Origin of the sequence: Capnocytophaga sp. oral taxon 902 (assembly GCF_013394735.1) — a bacterium.
Lineage (GTDB): Bacteria > Bacteroidota > Bacteroidia > Flavobacteriales > Flavobacteriaceae > Capnocytophaga > Capnocytophaga ochracea.
On sequence record NZ_CP058261.1, the window covers coordinates 2,430,955 to 2,448,614 of the forward strand.

The following is a 17,660-nucleotide window of genomic DNA, read 5'->3' on the forward strand; positions in this document are numbered from 1 at the left end:
ATAGATGCGAGTCGCACAGGCAGGTGCGAGCCGCACGGGCAGATGCGAGCCGCACGGGCAGATAAACAAAAGACGAACAAAGAACGAACAAAAGACGAACAAAAGACGAACAAAGAACGAACAAAAGACGAACAAAGAACGAAGGAAAGACGAACAAAAGACGAACAAAAGACGAACAAAAGACGAACAAAAGACGAACAATGAACGAAGGAAAGACGAACAATGAACGAAGGAAAGGCGAACAAATGACGAATCTAAACCGAAGAAAAAGCGAATAATAAATCAACTACAAACAGATATTTATACTTATTTATTTAGAACTTTAGCAAGAAGAAAAGAGTGTTTTTACTTTTTTCGTACCTTTGCACCCAAATAGATTATAAACGAACAAAACTAATGAAGAATTTTATAGAAGAATTGCGTTGGCGCGGTATGATTCAGGATATAATGCCTGAAACGGAACAACACCTTATGAAAGGCTTACGCGCCGCTTATGTGGGATTTGACCCTACAGCCGACTCACTGCATATCGGTCATTTAGTGGGCGTAATGATATTGCGCCACTTCCAAAATTGCGGACATAAACCTTATGCACTCGTAGGAGGAGCAACAGGTATGATAGGCGATCCTTCAGGTAAATCAGTAGAACGCAATTTGCTCACCGAAGAAGTATTAGCACACAATATAGCGGGTATCAAAAAACAATTAGCAAAATTTCTTGATTTTGAAAGCACTGCGCCTAATCGCGCTGAACTCGTGAATAACTACGATTGGATGAAAGAGTTCTCATTCCTTTCATTCATTCGCGATATTGGTAAGCACATCACCGTAAACTATATGATGGCTAAGGATTCGGTAAAAAAACGCTTCGATCCTAATGAAAATACTGATGGAATGTCGTTTACTGAGTTCTCATACCAACTTTTGCAAGGTTACGACTTTTTGCATCTCTATCGCGAGAAAAACCTCACTTTACAAATAGGAGGCTCTGACCAATGGGGAAATATCACTACGGGTACTGAACTTATTCGCCGTATTGCAGGCGGAAAGGCGTATGCCCTTACTTGCCCGCTGATTACCAAAGCCGATGGCACTAAATTTGGTAAAAGTGAAGGTGGTAATGTGTGGCTTGATCCTGAGAAAACCTCGCCTTACAAGTTCTTCCAATATTGGATTAATACTTCCGATGCCGATGCAGAACGTTATATAAAAATCTTTACAATGCTCAGCAAAGAGGAAATCAACAGTCTCATCGCTCAGCACACCGAGGCGCCTCACTTGCGCATATTGCAAAACAAATTGGCAGAAGAACTCACCCTATTAGTACACGGACGCGAAGAGCTTGAGAAAGCCAAAAAAGCATCACAAATCCTCTTTGGTAACTCTACTTCTGCCGATTTACGCACTTTAGACGAGAAAACTTTCTTAGAAGTGTTTGACGGCGTACCTCAAGCCGAAGTAAGTGCCGCCGATATTGCTGGTGGACTTGATATGATTGCCATTCTTTCAGCAAAAACAGGTTTTATCAGTTCTAATTCCGAAGCACGTCGTGCCTTGAAAGAGAACTCTATTTCCGTAAATAAAGAGAAAGTAGGTGAAGACTACCAAATAGGGGAAAAAGACCTTGTAGATGGGAAATTTATCTTATTACAACGCGGAAAGAAAAACTACTTTATAGTGAAGAAAGTGTAGTTCTCTATAATATTCAACTTTGCCAAGGGAGCGAGCCGTGCAGGCAGAAAAACTTTGGCAAAGTTTTTAACTTCTAGCTCTTAACAATGAAACTCCTCTTACCCTTTATTTTATGCTTCTTACTTATCGCTTGTAAAACAGTAGATATGACGGTACTAAATGATGTGCCTTTTTATGCTTTTTCTAAAGAAAAGGAAGGAGATAATGAACGTAAATTTCCTTTTGTACCTTTGGAATATCAACAACAAAAGGCAGTAGTAAATACTTTTCGGTTGCATTTTAAAAAAGATTCTTTGTTTGTAACTTACGACTCAATTGCTAATGACTCAACTATTCCTGTAGTAAGAGGCTTTAAAGGTAAGCAAAAACGGCACTTTTGGCGCTATTATGCTGCTCGTGAAATAGAACCTTATTTTCCTATTTATATGAGGATTTATATTCACCGGTTGCGTTTGCGCCCTACTGAAGAAGGAAATTTGAGAGTGGATACTTATGTAGATAGAGAAGGGGCTGTATTAGTTATATTAGGAACAGGTTATTCCTATAAATTGAAACATATTTATAAGCGTATCAATGATGAAGAGCTGATGATTCCTTTTTTTGAAAATGGTAAATATGGTATCAACAAGGGAGGGAAATTGTTCATACCTGCTCAATATGATTATATCAGTGCCTATACCGATGGTTTCTTTATCGTAGAACAAGGAGGCAAGTGGGGAACGATTGATAAAAATGGTCAGATGATCATTCCTTTAGAATACGATGCTTTGCAGTATGATAAATCAGTAGACAGTCACCCTTTGTTTATAGCACAAAAAGAAAGATGCTACGGGTTTTTAGAACCTTCAGGAGCACCTATCTTACCTCTTATTTATAGTTATATTGAAAAACGATGTAGTGGAAAAAGTTATAATTTAGGGATAGGTGATAAAGTAGGCTATTTTACCTATGATATTAACTCTTCGTCAAAAAAGCCTTATTTATTTATTCCTGCTGTATACAGCAAAATAGAAATGCGTACCCTCTATTGGGATTATATATTAGTGTACGACGGACTTACGCCTTTGTTCATAGACCACAAAGGTAATGAATACAACTTACAGACAGTTCATCTGAGTAAGTGGGAAGTTTTTATGGGAGGAGAGTCGGAGCAGGAATGTATAGTAAAGATTGATAATAGTTTTTATAAACCCAACTTAGAAACCAAGCGCCCAGCAATGCGCTCTGAAAACCCTATACTTGTATTAGAAAAATGAAAACTCTGATTTCTTTCTTGTTATTCTTAAAGAGGAAATACAAATAGGCAATCAATATTACCATCCTCATATAGAAAGTAAGCACCCAAGAAAAGAAACACCCTAATCTTCTTCTATTATATGTACCCCAAAGAGATTACTAAAGATCTCTTTTACTTTTATAAAATCACTTTGTCGTACGGCTAAATGTAGCACGCAGTTTTCGGTGAGCAGTTGATGACTGATAGAGAGGTTCTGCTCTTTTACTACCCGCATTACTTTGTTCATCAGTGGATATTCAAAACTGATGATAAGCTCCTCGGTAATGAGCTTTTCTACAATTTCTACTTCTTGCAAGGTGAGCTGAGCAGTAGTTTTGTAAGCCTGCACCAATCCGCCTACCCCTAATTTAATTCCTCCGAAATAGCGCACTACTACCACCAGTACGTTAGTAAGCTCAAATGACTGTATTTGTCCATAAATAGGAATCCCTGCTGTATTGTTAGGTTCACCGTCGTCGTTAGTGCGATAACGCTGGGTAGTGCCATAACCCAATTGCCACGCATAACACCAATGCCGTGCCGAGAAATGTTCTTTCTTCACAGCTTCGAGATGCACCTTTATCTCCTCTTCAGAAGTAATCGGGAAAGCATAGCCTAAAAACTTACTGCTTTTCTCCTTAAAAATCACCTCTTCTACTGAGGTTGCTATGGTTTTGTAGGTATCCAAATCAGCTAATTATTGAAAGGTATATTTCACTGAAAGTCCTGTGCGAATAGTCGTCATTGGGAAGGCAGTTGAGATAGCCGATTTAGAGAAATTGTATTGGAAATAATACGATGCCAAAAGGTTACGAGTAAGGGCATACTCGGCAGTGAGGTTACCCAACCACGAGGTTTGTCCTGCTGTTACTTGGTTGTTGAATATTTCCATATTGCGTATTACCGTAAACTCATTGAGGTAAGAAAGAGTGCCTTTCAGTACTAAATCGCTCTTCAAGGTAGTGAGATTACCATTTACTCGGGTAACGAAACGCAAATCTTTAAATCGGTATCCTACCCCGAATTTGTATTCGCGTTTGAGAATCTCAGTTAGGTAATCATTATCTAAACTGATAGAAATAGTGCGGTCTCGGTTGAATTCTGCCAAGAAGCTCATAGAGTTTTTGAATTCCATATCTGCCCTAATAAGCGGATTGAACTGCTCAGCGAGAGTAACGGTAGAATAGAGTTTCTCATTGAGAAAATCACCTGCTACGTTCGTTTTATTAGGGTTAGCCGGTTCATATTCTAAGTTAGTGCGGAACTCACTAAGCGAGTAGCTAGCACGATAACCGTGTGCCAATGAGAAACGACGGAAAGTATTCTTGATAAACTCTACGCGCATTAGTCCGGTATAGCGTATATTCCACTCAGGGATAGGAATATTCTTGAAAGCGTCAAGCGATACGCCACTGGCGCTACTTCCTGAATAGGCTGCAAAGAAAGCTGGTATCATCACTGCTTGGCTCTTTTTGCTATAACCTATAGGGTAACCTTCTGCATCTACGCTAGCTGGATTCAAACCGCGCGCCTCAGCCAAACGACGTGCTACGGTAAGTCGGTTTTCTTTGAAACGTTCAAAGGCTTCCGACTTGTATTCATCAATCTTATTAAAGGTAGTAGCTATCAAGTTGGTAGAGATATTGAAGCTACCTACTTGGTTACCTACTAATGGATTATAAACAAAGTTGCGCACTTCAAAGGTTTCAGTATAGTTCTCGGTATACTGACGATTAGCCTTTAAGTTGATTTGCAAATCAGGGATAGGTTGCAAATTAGCCGTAAGCAATAGTTGTTTTTCTTGTGATTTGATGTATTGGTCGTTGAAATCAGGAAACTCAGTAAGGTAACCGCGTTTTGCCATCTCGTAACGCAAGTCAGTTTGATCGCCAAACATAAAGCCTGCCGATGGTTTAAAGGTACCTAAGAAGCCCACTTGTTGCGTATATCCTGGTATGGTGCGGGCATTGGTAACTGAGTAGTTCACTCCTACTGTTTTGAGCATTGTCAAGAAAGTTTTAGCTACACTGGCTTTTTCTCCTCTTGGAGTAGCTTTTACGCCTAAGTAACGATACAGCTGGTCGAAAGTAAGGTTTGCTGTAAAGTTATGCGTATTGCCGTTTTGCAAGGTGTTTACTTCTTGGCGTGCCAATTGTAAGAGAGTTTGTGAACCGCGCTGATAGTCGAAATCACCAGAATAAGTATAGTTAGCTTTCATAAATTCAAAGAAAGGGAACTTACTAAAAGGTAAATCGTAGTTCACTTGGAACTTCGAGAAGAAGTGGTCTGGAGTTCCTAAATCCCAGAAATCTGACCAAAGTGATACTTCTTTATTAATGCCTGATATATCGCCATTGCCATCGTACACATAGTAGTTGCGAATGATACTGTTATTAGTAGCATTAAAGTTTAATCGCAATGATTTAGTCAAATTGTAGTTAATAGCGTATTGGTGATTCATCTGGTAATTGCGCTGTTGTAGCTCAGGGAGTGCTTTTTGCTGATTTGCATTCACACCATCAAAATGTACATCGCGGAACAATTGCTTGGTGAAAGAACGATTGATATCACTAGTAAACATAATGCTGGTAGGCAGAATGTTTAAGTTTACATCTGCTAACCATTGCCAATAGCGCTTATTAGCAAACTTACTACTTTTCTTGAAAGGCTCTACGGCAGTAGGTTTGAAAGTATAGTTGTACATAAAGCCTGCGCGCACTTGTTGTTCATCTTCGTAACGCAACTCGTAATCGCGGTGGTTCTTCTCGTTGTAAGCGTAGTTAAAAGTAAAGTTCTCTATGTTGTAAATACGGTTTTTCTGTCCTTCGCCTAAGTTTTTCTTCACCCCGATGAGGTTAATACCGCGTCTTAGTGTATAATCTTCCGCTTGTTCTTTAATAATTTCTCGCTCGCGTGCGTTTTGTGCTACGTCCAATCGGTCTTCTAATTTGATGTCTTGATATACGGGGTCGTACTCTGGGGTCGAGAGTTTCTGCGAGTGATTCAAACCTACCGGTATTTGCATATTCCACTTAGGAGGGAGCAGTTTCCCCGCATTGATGTTCATCATTACATCGTATTCGCGGGTACTTTCTAAGGCGCGCTGATTAGGAGCTTGGTCTACCGCTCCAAAACCTACGGTATGCATACGTCCTGTAGCCGAGATGTTCATTAGTTCAGAGGCATTCGCATCAAGAGAGCCTACGGCTGCCCAACCGCCGTGGTTTTCCAATTCGGCTACACGCAATTCGTTGAACCAATATTCCCCACTCAGTCCATTACTGCCCGATACGTTTTTCACCCCTATCATTACGGCTCTTACACTACCGAGCGACGGATTCCCTTTGATTACATAACGGTTTTGTCCCGCTACGTGTGGCGCACTCTCAGGTACTACATTGAAGTTTGCATCGTAGTATACCGCATCACTCATTGTTTGGTTGCGTATGCTGATAGCTTTTAACTTGGTGAGCACGTCCATTGGGATAACCAATTGGTTGTTTTGTGGCCATATCAGTTGCTCTGTCGAAGCACCCGCAGGCGTTACCTGTAAGGGTACTTCCACTTGGTAATAGTTGTCGTTAAAGTCAGTACCTACCCGCAAGAAAGCCACTGCCTGATTATCGCTCAGCGGTTTGTTCTTATAGGCTTCAGCGTGTACAAACATCTTGATATACTTGTATTGTCGAAGGTCAAAGCGCATTGCCTTGTATACCGCCCTACTATCGTTGTTTTCAAGGTTATCCACTATGTAAGATAAAGCTTGCTCGTTTTGTTCTACCAAGGTGTTGTTGGTATTAATACGCTCACGGCGTACCCCTGGTGGCATACGGTAAGGGATAGGCTGACGAGTTTCGTTCTCAATTAAGTTTACTGAATTGATTTCTACTTTGGTGCCGTCATCACTTGGGTCGTCCTTATCGGTGCTGAGGGTATAGTTGTAATAACGCCAATCACCCCGAATAAGGTCAAGTGTACCAAAGCGTAATAGCATTTCTTGAGGGAAACCTGTAAGGTACATACGCATATGGGTCATCGAGTTGATGATATCCATCTTGTCGTTGTTGTTCAATGGATATTGGAACCCTTCTCGCCACATCTCACCGCTGGCAATCGGTATTTTAAACTGTATCCAGCGGGCACTTACTTGTTGCCCGTTAGGTGCTTCTACCGATACCACGCGAATATCATTCACATAAGGGTCAGCAGTGGTGATATTAGGTTTAATACGCACTCTGTATTCAAGGTAGTTGTTGGCGGTGTTCATCGTATAATCACCGTTGATATCTTCATAATCAGGAATTGTGGTCGAACCTCTGTTCGTATTAGTTACTGCCACAGACGAGTTTCCTTGCGTACCATTGTAGTTGTAATAACGGTTTAAGATACCACCACTACGCGCCAAAAAGTATTCGTAGTTATCCATCGCAGGGTCGTTAGGTGAGGTAGCTACGTTATTGTTGTATATTCTCGATTCTTCGGTGTCGTTGAGTCCATCTAATCCTATATCTTGCAAGGCACGGTTAGATGAGTTGTCATCAAAAGCATATATCAGTGATTGTGCCGCAGGTACTTTACCCCAAGACGAGGTATTAACACTTGAGGTAGAAGAAAGTCCTGGTAAGCCGTTTTCGTATTGTTTCCTACCGTCTTTAAGTACGTCTTCTGATATATTTCCTAAGTTGAAAACCAATTCTCCATTACCACTGTATTCACCTGAATAATAAGGATCCATCACCCAGAACTGCAAGAACTCTATGTTACTTTCTTGAAAATCCGAATAGCTCATACCGCGCATAATCCCTGCCCATTTGTCGTTTTGGGTACGAGAAGCAAAACTTGGGTCGTTGTTATAAGGGCCTTTTACGTTAGGGTAATAAGCTAAGTCTAAGGTAGTTTGTACTAACGATTGTCCTTGGGCTAATTGCTGTTGTGGGAAGATTTCTTCTATAAAAATACGACGCGTACTATTCTTAGAGATTTCGCTACTACTTATCTCCGAAGGCTTTTGGTTTGAATAGAACACAGGGTCTATGGTATACCACGACAGTTTAGCACGCCCATAACCATTGCGTAGGTTATCGGGGTCATCAGGCCCATTACCGTATAGGGTGCGCGAAGCTGTACCACTGCCTTGTCCAAATTCCAAAGGCGTGCTCGCCAATTTCCACGCAAGGGGCGAACGCATATCAATAGTGGCTTGCGCTGCCTCAAAGTCGTCTAAGTACACGGTAGTTTCCCCGTCAAAATCATCTGCCTTAGGGGTGCCGGCTCTTAGGTAAGCAAATTCACCTCGTATAGATAGATTCGACGGCGCATCGCTCTTAATCGTAGGAATACGGTTTACCCACCGAGTGAGGAAAGGTAGCTCAGTAGAGTAAGTTCCTCCAAAACCGAAGATAGTATTGTTTACGGCTTCTTGTCCGTAGCTGGTCTTTTGAGTATAAGGTCGTTCGCGTAGGTTCACGATGGAACCCCCGATGATAAATTTATCGTTGAATTTGTGTTCCACATTCACGCCCATAAAGCGGGTGGTTTGCCCACCGAAAATCAGGTTGTTCTCTACTGAAACCTGTATGGGCAAGTTGCTGGCTTCAAGACTCGGATTGATAATCTCCACAATTCCTGATTGATAGTCTACTAAATAGTCTAACCCTTCTACCAGTATACGCCCACCTGCAATCACAGTTACTGAACCACGAGGCACATTGAAAGCCCCCAACGAAATCCCCCTTCTTCCCGATGACTTATAGCGTCCTTTCATTTGGAACTTATTCTTATCACCGTCCATCTGGGCTTGGGTTTTCGTATTTTTGTATAGTGAAGTATATACGTATTTTCGTTGGTTGTCATTATAAGTTGCAGGGTCGTCGTAATTTGCACCACCACCTAAGGTGTTGTAGAGGTATTCACCAAAAGGCTCTACTTTGGTAAAGAATATTTTTCCGTATTGTTCGTCTACGGTAATGCCCGGAACAAAATCAAAGAACCCGTCACCACCTGGCTGAGGGTCGTTGTATTTGTTGAGGCGGTCGAAGTTGAAGAGATTTAACAAAATACGGTCTTCCAATCCGGTAGGCCAACCGTTATTGTTTACTTTTTCGATATAGTTAATAGGGGAGGGGTTGGAGTAGAAGATATTCATACGGAAATCTTCTGGTGAAAGCTGTGCTGAACCTACTGAATACACGTTCTTCATCATCAAATCCCAAATAGGGTCTTTCACATTCAGGCGGTTACTTTTAAGCATCTTCAACACCAAAAGGTTGTTGGTAATCGCATTGTTACCACCTCCGTAGAACTGATTGGTAGTTGCCGAGATACCGTCGTTGGCAAACTCACCCACTTGATACACTTGGCTACCGTAGGTATATTGATAAGCCACCGCCAATACCTCATCGCTACTAAGGGCTGTGTTCAGCGATATATAACCGAGTTTGGTATCTACTTTATAGTCCACTCCCTCTTCAAGTTTACGAGCGTTCTCTATAACGGCGTAGTCGTAACCCTGACTCACGTAGGAGCTGTTCGTGCCAAAACCTTGTTGTACCGTAGCCACATCCCGAATAGCACTCGTAAGTACCGAATTTGGCGTGCCCAAACGTGTAGGGTCGTATTTGTTAGCCCCATTGGCAGGCATATTATTGGTAGTAGCATTAAAGAAGCTAGCTCCTGCTTTATTTCCCAAACGCGTATTCTCCATTTTGGGTTCACCTAAGTCTTGTACAGCCAAGATATTGCGGATATTCCCCATACGGCTATTGCGGTTGGTTACCCACACCTCCAAACGGGTAATTTGCACTTTACTATTGATAAATGGGTAGTTTTCTAAAGCGCGGTCGTAGTTATCACGGAAGAACTGTGCCAGGAAGTAGTTGCGGTTTTCGTCGTAGTCAAGAGCCGAAAATTCAAACTCTGTAATAGTACCACTGCCTTGGGCACTTACGGTCTTGCGCTCCGATTTCTGTTCAGAGAAAACACCCGTGACAGTAGTACGCCCAAATTTAAGTTCTGTCTTCACCCCGAAAAGGCTCTGCGAACCTGTGATGAGTGAGTTAGACATCGGCATTGAGATATTACCCAATTCTATTTTTTGTACGATATCGTCTTCATCAGGGGTATATTCTAATTTAAATACATTTTGGAAATCAAAAGAGGCTTGTGTGTCGTACTGAGCGTTAAGTGTTAGGCGTGTACCTATCTTACCGGTAAGCCCTAAGCTGATGCGCTGTTCAAAATCTAAGCCCCACGAACTGCGGTAACGCGGACTCACTACGGGGTTGTCGTTGCGCGTATAGCGTACACCTAAATCTACCCCTACACTTCCCTGCGGAATCAGTTCTATATTGCGTCCCCCGAACACGCTTTCAAAAAAGTCAGAATTTACGTATAATTCGGGCAAGAGGTCGCGTTGCGTTTTTTTCTTATCGGCAGTATTGCTTTGGGTATCGCCTATGGCGTCCAATTTAGTTCGGTAGTATTCCTTCATACGCTCACGCAACACCAAGTTTTCATATTGTTGTACCGTGAGAAACATAGGGGTAGAAAGGTCGTAATTCCCTAATTTCTCAGTGTATACATAGCGGTCGAGCGTCGGGTTATAGGTGTACTGATACACAATGCTTTTAGGTTGCTCTAACCCTATACGCCCAATGCCATTCCGCACAGTCGTCTCAGTTTGAGTACTCGTAGCGGTTTGGGTCGTAGGGGTTACTTGTGCTTGAACACTGAATCCTGCTAAAAGTAGTAGAAATAAGGTTAAACGTTGCTTTACTGACATCTTATAAGAAATAATTAAACACCTATAAACCAAATTATTGCTATAACGTTATAACCTCTTTTTTGGCAGATAGGTACATTATGAGATAATGTAATTTGGTGCAAAAATATAAAATAAAGTATAATTAGCAAAGGATATCACTTTTTTTCTACACCAAATGTGTAAATTATTTTTTTAAATATACTTCACCTTCACCCTATCTTATCATTATCCTACCTTCGCCTTTCAAATGGATAACCACCCCAGTTGAAATCACCTTCCCCCTCCCAACTCGCTCTTCACTTTCGTTTTTCCCCTCTTTACTCTTCGCTTAATTAACATTTTTTAACTTTTTAATATCTGTTCTTACCCTCTCATTATTAACCACTTATATACCCTTTCTATAACAATCGTCCAAGATTCGTATAAGCTTCCTATAAGCTTTCTATAAGCTAACTATACCATAACCCTATCTTCGATATCTTCCGTATATATCCGAAATACTCCGATAATGCACTTTTGTAAATCCCTCTCTTTTGCAAAAAATAAGGCAATGGTTTTTCATACCATTGCCTTATAGCAGTTACTCTTTATATTTCTTTTTCACGTTTATCTATTAACTCTCACCTGCCCTTGTGGCTCGCACTTTTACATCAAACTACCGTCAAAAAGGAAAGGTAGTAAATCTTTGATAGAAGCTGTTCTGATGATATTCCCTTCTGCTCCCATAAAATAAACAGGGATTAGCTTTTTCTGCTTAGTCTCGTATTCTGAAAGTGATTGCCTACACGCTCCACACGGAGAAACAGGGTAACAAGTAGGGTCTTCGGCAGTGCCCGAAATAGCAATCATCTCTATTTCTTCATCAGGACATTGGGTAGAAGCCTGATAAATAGCCACTCTTTCAGCACATAACCCCGACGGATAAGCGGCATTCTCCTGATTAGAACCTATGAAAATCTGTCCGTTTTTAAGACGAACCGCCGCTCCTACTTTAAATTTCGAGTAAGGAGCATAAGCATTTTCTCTAGCCATAATGGCTTGTTGCATTAGTTCTTGTGCTTTTTTTGGCAGGTCAGTAACCCCCTCAAAAACGCTATATTTAATATTTAATTGTTTTTCCGTTTTCATAAGTGAATATTCAATATTTGATTTATGGGGCAAATATACAGAAAATAATCAAAACTAATACACTTTTGTTATGGTTTCAGCATTTTAAAATCTTCTCTACTCTCAATAGGCGTATTTTGGTACTCTAACGTCCAGCCCACAGCTCGGGTAGCAAAAATAAGGTTAGAAAGTTCGGTAAGCAATCGATTTTCGGCATTGCTCCTTAGGGTTGAAGCATTCACTTTGCGTTCCAACTCGGCTTTTACCTTCTTCTGTATCTTCTCTACATCGGCAGGAGTAAAAGGGTTCACCTGACTCTGGCTCACGTCGTAATATTTCATCGTTGGGTATATCTTTACCTCTGCCTCTGGTAACGATTTAATGATGACTTTCTTTTGCTCTTCGTTTACCTCATAGCTGATTTTGTGCAGGTCGTAAGCTACTGTTACATCAGCATTTACTACTGTGAGGATTTTCTTATCAAACGAAAGCAAATCCATAAAGTACTTTTGAGTATCGGTATACGAGAGTACTTCTGCAAAATGTCCTTCAGTAACAACCAACTTGCTTACGTTGGCTATTTGCGTTTGTATCAGAGCCGTATCAGCCTCCAATCTCTCTTTGTCTTCTTTCTTATCAGTAAAATACTTTATTAATAGCAAGGCTACTACAGCCACAGCTACTCCTAACAAAAATTTCTTCATTGTCGTATATATCTCTTAATGTATAAACTTCTTATTTAAATACCAGCTATTGCTAGTTTAATCTATTACCTTTTATCTATTGCCTATAATGTATCCCAAAAAGCACGCCAAAATTCCTAATCCTACGCTTCCTACTATATAAAAAGTAGCTTTTAGTAGTTCATTTTGCTGAAATAATTGCAGTACTTCCAATGAAAAAGTAGAAAACGTGGTGAAGCCTCCCAAAATGCCTGTCATTAGTAATAAAACTAAATAGCTATCTACTTCTTTATTCTTGAAATAACCGTAGAGTATTCCTATCAAGAAACACCCCAATATATTTACCATAAAAATACTTATGGGGAAGGACAATATTTTACCCCATCTGCTCAATCCTACTGAAAGCACATAACGAAAAACTCCGCCCATAAAGCTCCCAAGCCCTACTATTAAAACTGATTTTATCATACTTACAATTATTTGTTAATACTGTTAGATTTGTTTATCGCCTGCCCAACTCACAAAAACCGTCATTAAATGAGTTTCGAGGGCTTCGCAATAGCCTACAAAGAAGAAATCTTCTCTGTCCACTAGCTCTTCGGAGAACTTTATATTTTCCACTTGTTTTATTTTTATCTTCTCTTGATAGTTCGCTGTGATGTTGTTTGTTTACTTGTAATAATAATACCAATTTCCGTTCCACTCTTTGTCGCAATCTTCCTGAGAGGCAAAAGTACAGTCCTTTATACCTTCCTCAGGGTATTGTTGCTCACGCAATAGTTTTTGGTGATAGTTGTTTATCTTTTGCAGTAAGCCTGTTTCCTTTGCTTTGCTCAGTTCTTCCTCTGTTTTAAAGATGTAAGACACAAAGTAATCTTTCGGGGCTATATAAGCTCCGAAATCTACAGAAGCGTATAGTTCTTGAAAAGTTGCCTTTACTTCTTCTTGTGTTTGGGCAATGATATTTTTCCATATTTTGCTCATAATTTTTTATTTATTACTCTATCAGCCATTGTTCATCAGTAAAACCTTTGCGGTAAGCCTTGCCGTGTACATCAATCACAGCGTGCCATTCTTGGCAGGTTTCTAAGGGAATTTTAGCCACTAAGGGCATACACTCTTCGCGGAGAGCTTTATAGGTTTGTGCAGAAGAGAGATTCAGGCGGTTCAAAAGTCGTATAGCGTACTGGTCGGCTATGAACACTTTTCGCTCAAAAATGTACAACAACATTGCATCGGCAGTTTCTTCGCCTACACCTTTGATAGAGAGCAGTTCCTTGCGAAGCTCCTCAGTAGTAGCGTTTTCAAACACTGTTAAAGAAGCCCCGTGCGACACATACCATTCTATAAGGGCTTTGATGTAAGTGCTTTTCTGCTTGTAGAAGCCTGCCGGACGTATATATTCCTGCAAAGTGTTCAGTTCCATAGCGTGTAAAGCCTCTACTGATAAGTTACCCTCTAAGTTAGCAAGGGCTTTTTCGGTATTCTGTTGGGTGGTTTGCTGAATGAGAATCATCGAAATCCAGTCGGTAATGCGATTGGGGTCATTCCACCAATATTGCTTGCCATAATGGGCTAATAATTTATTGAAAACTTTGATTTTTTGAGACATAAAATGCCTAAGGTGTTTTTATAAGTTAATGTCAATTCGATATATATAATACTGATTTACAGTTGCATTTATATTGTAATCTGTGAAATCCAGCAACGCAGTTGCCAATTCGTGCCCATCACATTTGTCAATTATCAATTGTCAATTGAAAGACTATCCGTGCAATCCGTGTAATCTGTGTGTAGTCTGCGAGCTGGCATAGCAGAGTATGTGTCTAAAGGCAACTTGTTGCCTATTTGTTTGATTTTTTTAAGATTTGTAAGATTTCTGTAGCGTAAGCTACACTTTTCTTACGTCGAACTCACGTTAAGTTATTGTAATTACACAAAGATATTTCTTTTAAACCTCTGTCGAAAAGAGAGGTTAAGCAAAGTTCGCCTGTGATATTTTGGAGTTTGTGTTTTGTCATTCCTTTAGGTAAGAAAATATTGCCATATTCGCGTGTGGTGAGCGAAAAGACTTTTTGGTTGCCCTTCCATTCATCGGTTTTAAAAACAGGTGTTAGTATCACATATTCTGAGTCTGTGAAACAGCCATTAACACCGCGTTTTTTATGATCGGTATGCAAATTGTCCGATTCAATAATTTTCTCGATGACCTTCCCTTCGGCAGAGATTTGTGCGAGTGCATAATAATCCATTCCCCATTTATTAACCGATGAAGCGCTTTCACCCGGAATGAAGGCGTAGATTTTTTTATCCGATATTTTAAGACTGTCTATTTTTGGGGTGTCGGAGGTTCTGTTGTCACGATGTGTAAATGCTTTTTTATCTATGTAAGAAAAAGATTTCCATTTGGCAGTTTTGGCTGTATCATCAAATTCTAAAAGGGCAAAACATCTTGCATTGCCGTAATAAACTTCATTTTCAAAGCAAACGGGAATTATTTGGCTATCGGATATATTTTGAAAATATCGCTGTTCTGCCTTCTCTGGTACAATGTTATATCTGAGTAATGATTTATTTTTTACCGGAATGAGTGCTGGAGACGAATGCATATCTGAGTAATATTGCACTTCTTTTGCCGAAATGATGATGCCAAACCCTTCTTTATATCTGAAGAGCATAGGATAATCTCTGTTGGATGTTGGGGTATATTCAATAGGAATCTTTTTGACGCCTTCGGTTGAAAGAACAAGGGCGTAATATTTATGCCAATCGGTATGATCGGAAGTTAGGATTACAGCAGTGCCATTGGGTAGTAAAGTTGAAGCATAAACAAATGAGAATTCATTGTCAAATTCCCATTTTCTCAAAAGTGTTAGTTTAAAATCGCTCATATCCTTTTCTTTTTTGCTATCTATTTACTCGGCAAAGGTAGTAAATAATTTGCTAATTAGCTAATTAGCAAATTGACTAATTATTATTATCTTTGTGCCTTAAAAAAAACATATTATGGAATTACAAGTAGAAAAGAGCTATCGGGTAAAAAATGATATTTTCAATTTTAAAGCGGGTGAAGTTTGGTCGTTAGTAAGAGAAGGATACCAAACTTACTATGGCGAACACAATTTTGTATTTGTCAATGCCGAGAAAAATTGTCAGTTTATGGTATTACGTGATACTTCTGATGAAGATATGGGAATATACTACCATTTGGATAGGTATTTTGAGGAAATAGAAGGGGATGATAATAATTTTATACCTTTGTCCTTAGATAAAAAAAACACTATGAAAATCTTAGTAATAGGCATAGGCGTTATAGGCTCTATTTACGGCTATGTGTTTTCTAAAGCAGGACACACAGTAACACATTATCTTAGAAAAGACAGTAAAAAGAATAACATACACACTTTAAACGTTCATATCTTGGACGGGCGTGGACACAAGAAAGGACTTTCGTATACCGATAGCTATTCTATTGAGCGCGCCACAGAAAAAGAGTATGATTTTATCTTCATTGCGGTACCTTCTGGAAAATTGGCAAGTGTGATAGAAGAACTCAATAGAGAGCATATTACAGGAACACTGCTCATTGCTTGTGGCATTTGGGAAGATAAGAATTATCTGGAAAAACTCTTAGGCAATCGTCCTTATGTATTGGGTTATCCCGTAGCAGGAGGCAACTTAGAAGGTGAGACCCTTAATGCTTGTCTGTTTGACCATTTTATGCTGGAGAGCAAAGCAAAAACTACTATCAATAATTATGACGATTTAGTAAAGCTATTTAGCGATTGCCACATAGCCTTAGAACACCCTTACGATATGCTCGAATGGATATGGTTACATCTGGCTATTAATGCGGGAGTTATTTCGGTAGCAAGTACTACAATAGAAAATTATAGCAATAATGCACAAACTACTGAGGCAGCCGAGAAGCTAATGCAGTCTGCCAAACTACTGAAGCAAGCCGTAAAATCGGTACGTGAAACAGTGAAGATAGTAGCCTCACGAGGGGTGGTACTAAAACACTACAACAACGAGTTACTACCTTACAAATTGCCTACTTTCCTTTCAGCACCTTTGATGAAAAGAATGTTCGCCAACAATATCCTTACCCAAAAAATAATGACCCTCCACAACAATCTCCCCGACTTATTATATGTATGCAAGTGCGTGTATGAAGAAGGTAAGAAAAAAGGTATAGAAGCACCTTTGTTCTATAAAAATTGCAGTAAGTTACCAATGTAATGGAAATACCTAAGGTCTAGTATAACATAAAACTCCCCGCCAATAGATTTCTCTACAAGCGGGGAGGGCATAATTTGTTACTTTGTTAATTAACAAATTGGCTCATTATCTTATAATTCCAACATCGGTACTTCCATAAGGAGGATTTCACTGTTGGTGGTAGCTTCCAAGGTGAATGCCTCGGTTTCGGTAATACCTAAACCATCGCGTGCATCAAGCACTTGGTCGCCTATTTTCGCCTGTCCGCTGATGACGAATACATACACGCCATTGGAAGCATTGTGCAAGCGGTATTCCTTAGCATTTCCAGCGGTGAAGTTCGCTAAATTGAACCAAGCGTCTTGGTGTATCCACAAACCTGCATCGTCGGGGTTTGGAGAAACGATTTGTTGGAAATCGTTAGGTTTGGCTTCACTGGCAATTTCCATTTCTGCGTAACGAGGCTCTACATTCATCTTGTTGGGCACTACCCAAATCTGGAAGAATTTCACGGGCTTATTGCTATTGCCATTTATTTCGGAGTGCATAATGCCAGTACCCGCACTCATTACTTGTATTTCTCCCTTGCTAATGATGCCTTGGTTGCCCATACTATCGCCGTGACGAAGGTCGCCTTCGGTAGGAATAGAGATGATTTCCATATCGCGGTGAGGGTGTTTGCTAAAGCCCATTCCCCCAGCTACGGTATCGTCGTTAATCACTCTAAGAGCGCCAAAGTGCACGCGTTCAGGATTGTAATAGTTAGCAAAGCTAAAAGTGTGATAAGTATCAAGCCAGCCGTGGTTAGCGTGTCCACGAGTTTCAGCTTTGTGTAAGATGGTTTTCATTTTCTTGTTCCTTTCTTTAAATTAAGTTTGATATATAAGCTAATTAACTAACTTGCTGATTAGTTAATTGG

General features: G+C 40.1%; 14 protein-coding genes. 4 read left to right on the plus strand and 10 right to left on the minus strand.

The window, feature by feature from the left end; all coding sequences use genetic code 11:
* The first annotated feature begins 4 nt into the window (after positions 1-4).
* The 3 genes from HW278_RS10385 to HW278_RS10395 all read left to right on the plus strand — a co-directional run bounded on the left by HW278_RS10385 (position 5) and on the right by HW278_RS10395 (position 2,948).
* Positions 5-226, plus strand: a complete 222-nt coding sequence (locus HW278_RS10385) for a hypothetical protein (RefSeq protein ID WP_178977757.1) — start codon at positions 5-7, stop codon at positions 224-226.
* Between the two features lie 170 nt (positions 227-396).
* Positions 397-1,692 (plus strand): tyrosine--tRNA ligase, encoded by a 1,296-nt coding sequence (gene tyrS, locus HW278_RS10390; RefSeq protein WP_178977758.1) that lies wholly within the window; start codon positions 397-399, stop codon positions 1,690-1,692.
* Positions 1,693-1,778: 86 nt separating this feature from the next.
* Entirely contained in the window at positions 1,779-2,948 is a 1,170-nt protein-coding gene (locus tag HW278_RS10395) for a WG repeat-containing protein (protein WP_255493614.1), read from the plus strand.
* A 102-nt stretch (positions 2,949-3,050) separates the two neighbouring features.
* Here the strand turns inward: HW278_RS10395 and HW278_RS10400 are convergent, their stop codons facing one another.
* From HW278_RS10400 to HW278_RS10435, 9 genes are all read right to left on the minus strand, one after another.
* A complete protein-coding gene (locus tag HW278_RS10400; RefSeq protein ID WP_178977759.1) occupies positions 3,051-3,656 on the minus strand; it encodes an IMPACT family protein in 606 nt (201 codons plus the stop codon).
* Between the two features lie 9 nt (positions 3,657-3,665).
* A complete protein-coding gene (gene sprA / locus HW278_RS10405) occupies positions 3,666-10,748 on the minus strand; it encodes a cell surface protein SprA (RefSeq protein WP_178977760.1) in 7,083 nt (2,360 codons plus the stop codon).
* 627 nt (positions 10,749-11,375) lie between these two features.
* Complete coding sequence (gene cdd, locus HW278_RS10410; RefSeq protein WP_323984882.1) at positions 11,376-11,873, minus strand: cytidine deaminase; 498 nt, start codon at positions 11,871-11,873, stop codon at positions 11,376-11,378.
* A gap of 53 nt (positions 11,874-11,926) precedes the next feature.
* Entirely contained in the window at positions 11,927-12,541 is a 615-nt protein-coding gene (locus HW278_RS10415; protein WP_009417528.1) for a DUF4230 domain-containing protein, read from the minus strand.
* A gap of 72 nt (positions 12,542-12,613) precedes the next feature.
* On the minus strand, positions 12,614-12,988 hold the full coding sequence (crcB, locus tag HW278_RS10420) for a fluoride efflux transporter CrcB (RefSeq protein ID WP_178958547.1): 375 nt from the start codon (positions 12,986-12,988) through the stop codon (positions 12,614-12,616).
* 24 nt (positions 12,989-13,012) lie between these two features.
* Positions 13,013-13,141 (minus strand): hypothetical protein, encoded by a 129-nt coding sequence (locus tag HW278_RS12745; protein WP_255493615.1) that lies wholly within the window; start codon positions 13,139-13,141, stop codon positions 13,013-13,015.
* 48 nt (positions 13,142-13,189) lie between these two features.
* Positions 13,190-13,504 (minus strand): hypothetical protein, encoded by a 315-nt coding sequence (locus HW278_RS10425; protein WP_178958548.1) that lies wholly within the window; start codon positions 13,502-13,504, stop codon positions 13,190-13,192.
* Between the two features lie 13 nt (positions 13,505-13,517).
* A complete protein-coding gene (locus HW278_RS10430; RefSeq protein ID WP_178977761.1) occupies positions 13,518-14,132 on the minus strand; it encodes an endonuclease III domain-containing protein in 615 nt (204 codons plus the stop codon).
* A 301-nt stretch (positions 14,133-14,433) separates the two neighbouring features.
* Positions 14,434-15,411 carry a hypothetical protein gene (locus tag HW278_RS10435; protein WP_178977762.1) on the minus strand — a complete coding sequence of 326 codons (978 nt, stop codon included), beginning with the start codon at positions 15,409-15,411 and terminating at the stop codon, positions 14,434-14,436.
* Between the two features lie 115 nt (positions 15,412-15,526).
* On the opposite strand from HW278_RS10435, the gene HW278_RS10440 reads away from it, so the two are divergent.
* A complete protein-coding gene (locus HW278_RS10440) occupies positions 15,527-16,762 on the plus strand; it encodes a ketopantoate reductase family protein (RefSeq protein ID WP_220389375.1) in 1,236 nt (411 codons plus the stop codon).
* Between the two features lie 110 nt (positions 16,763-16,872).
* Here HW278_RS10440 and HW278_RS10445 read toward each other — a convergent pair whose 3' ends face one another.
* Complete coding sequence (locus HW278_RS10445) at positions 16,873-17,589, minus strand: pirin family protein (protein ID WP_178977763.1); 717 nt, start codon at positions 17,587-17,589, stop codon at positions 16,873-16,875.
* Positions 17,590-17,660: the final 71 nt, after the last annotated feature.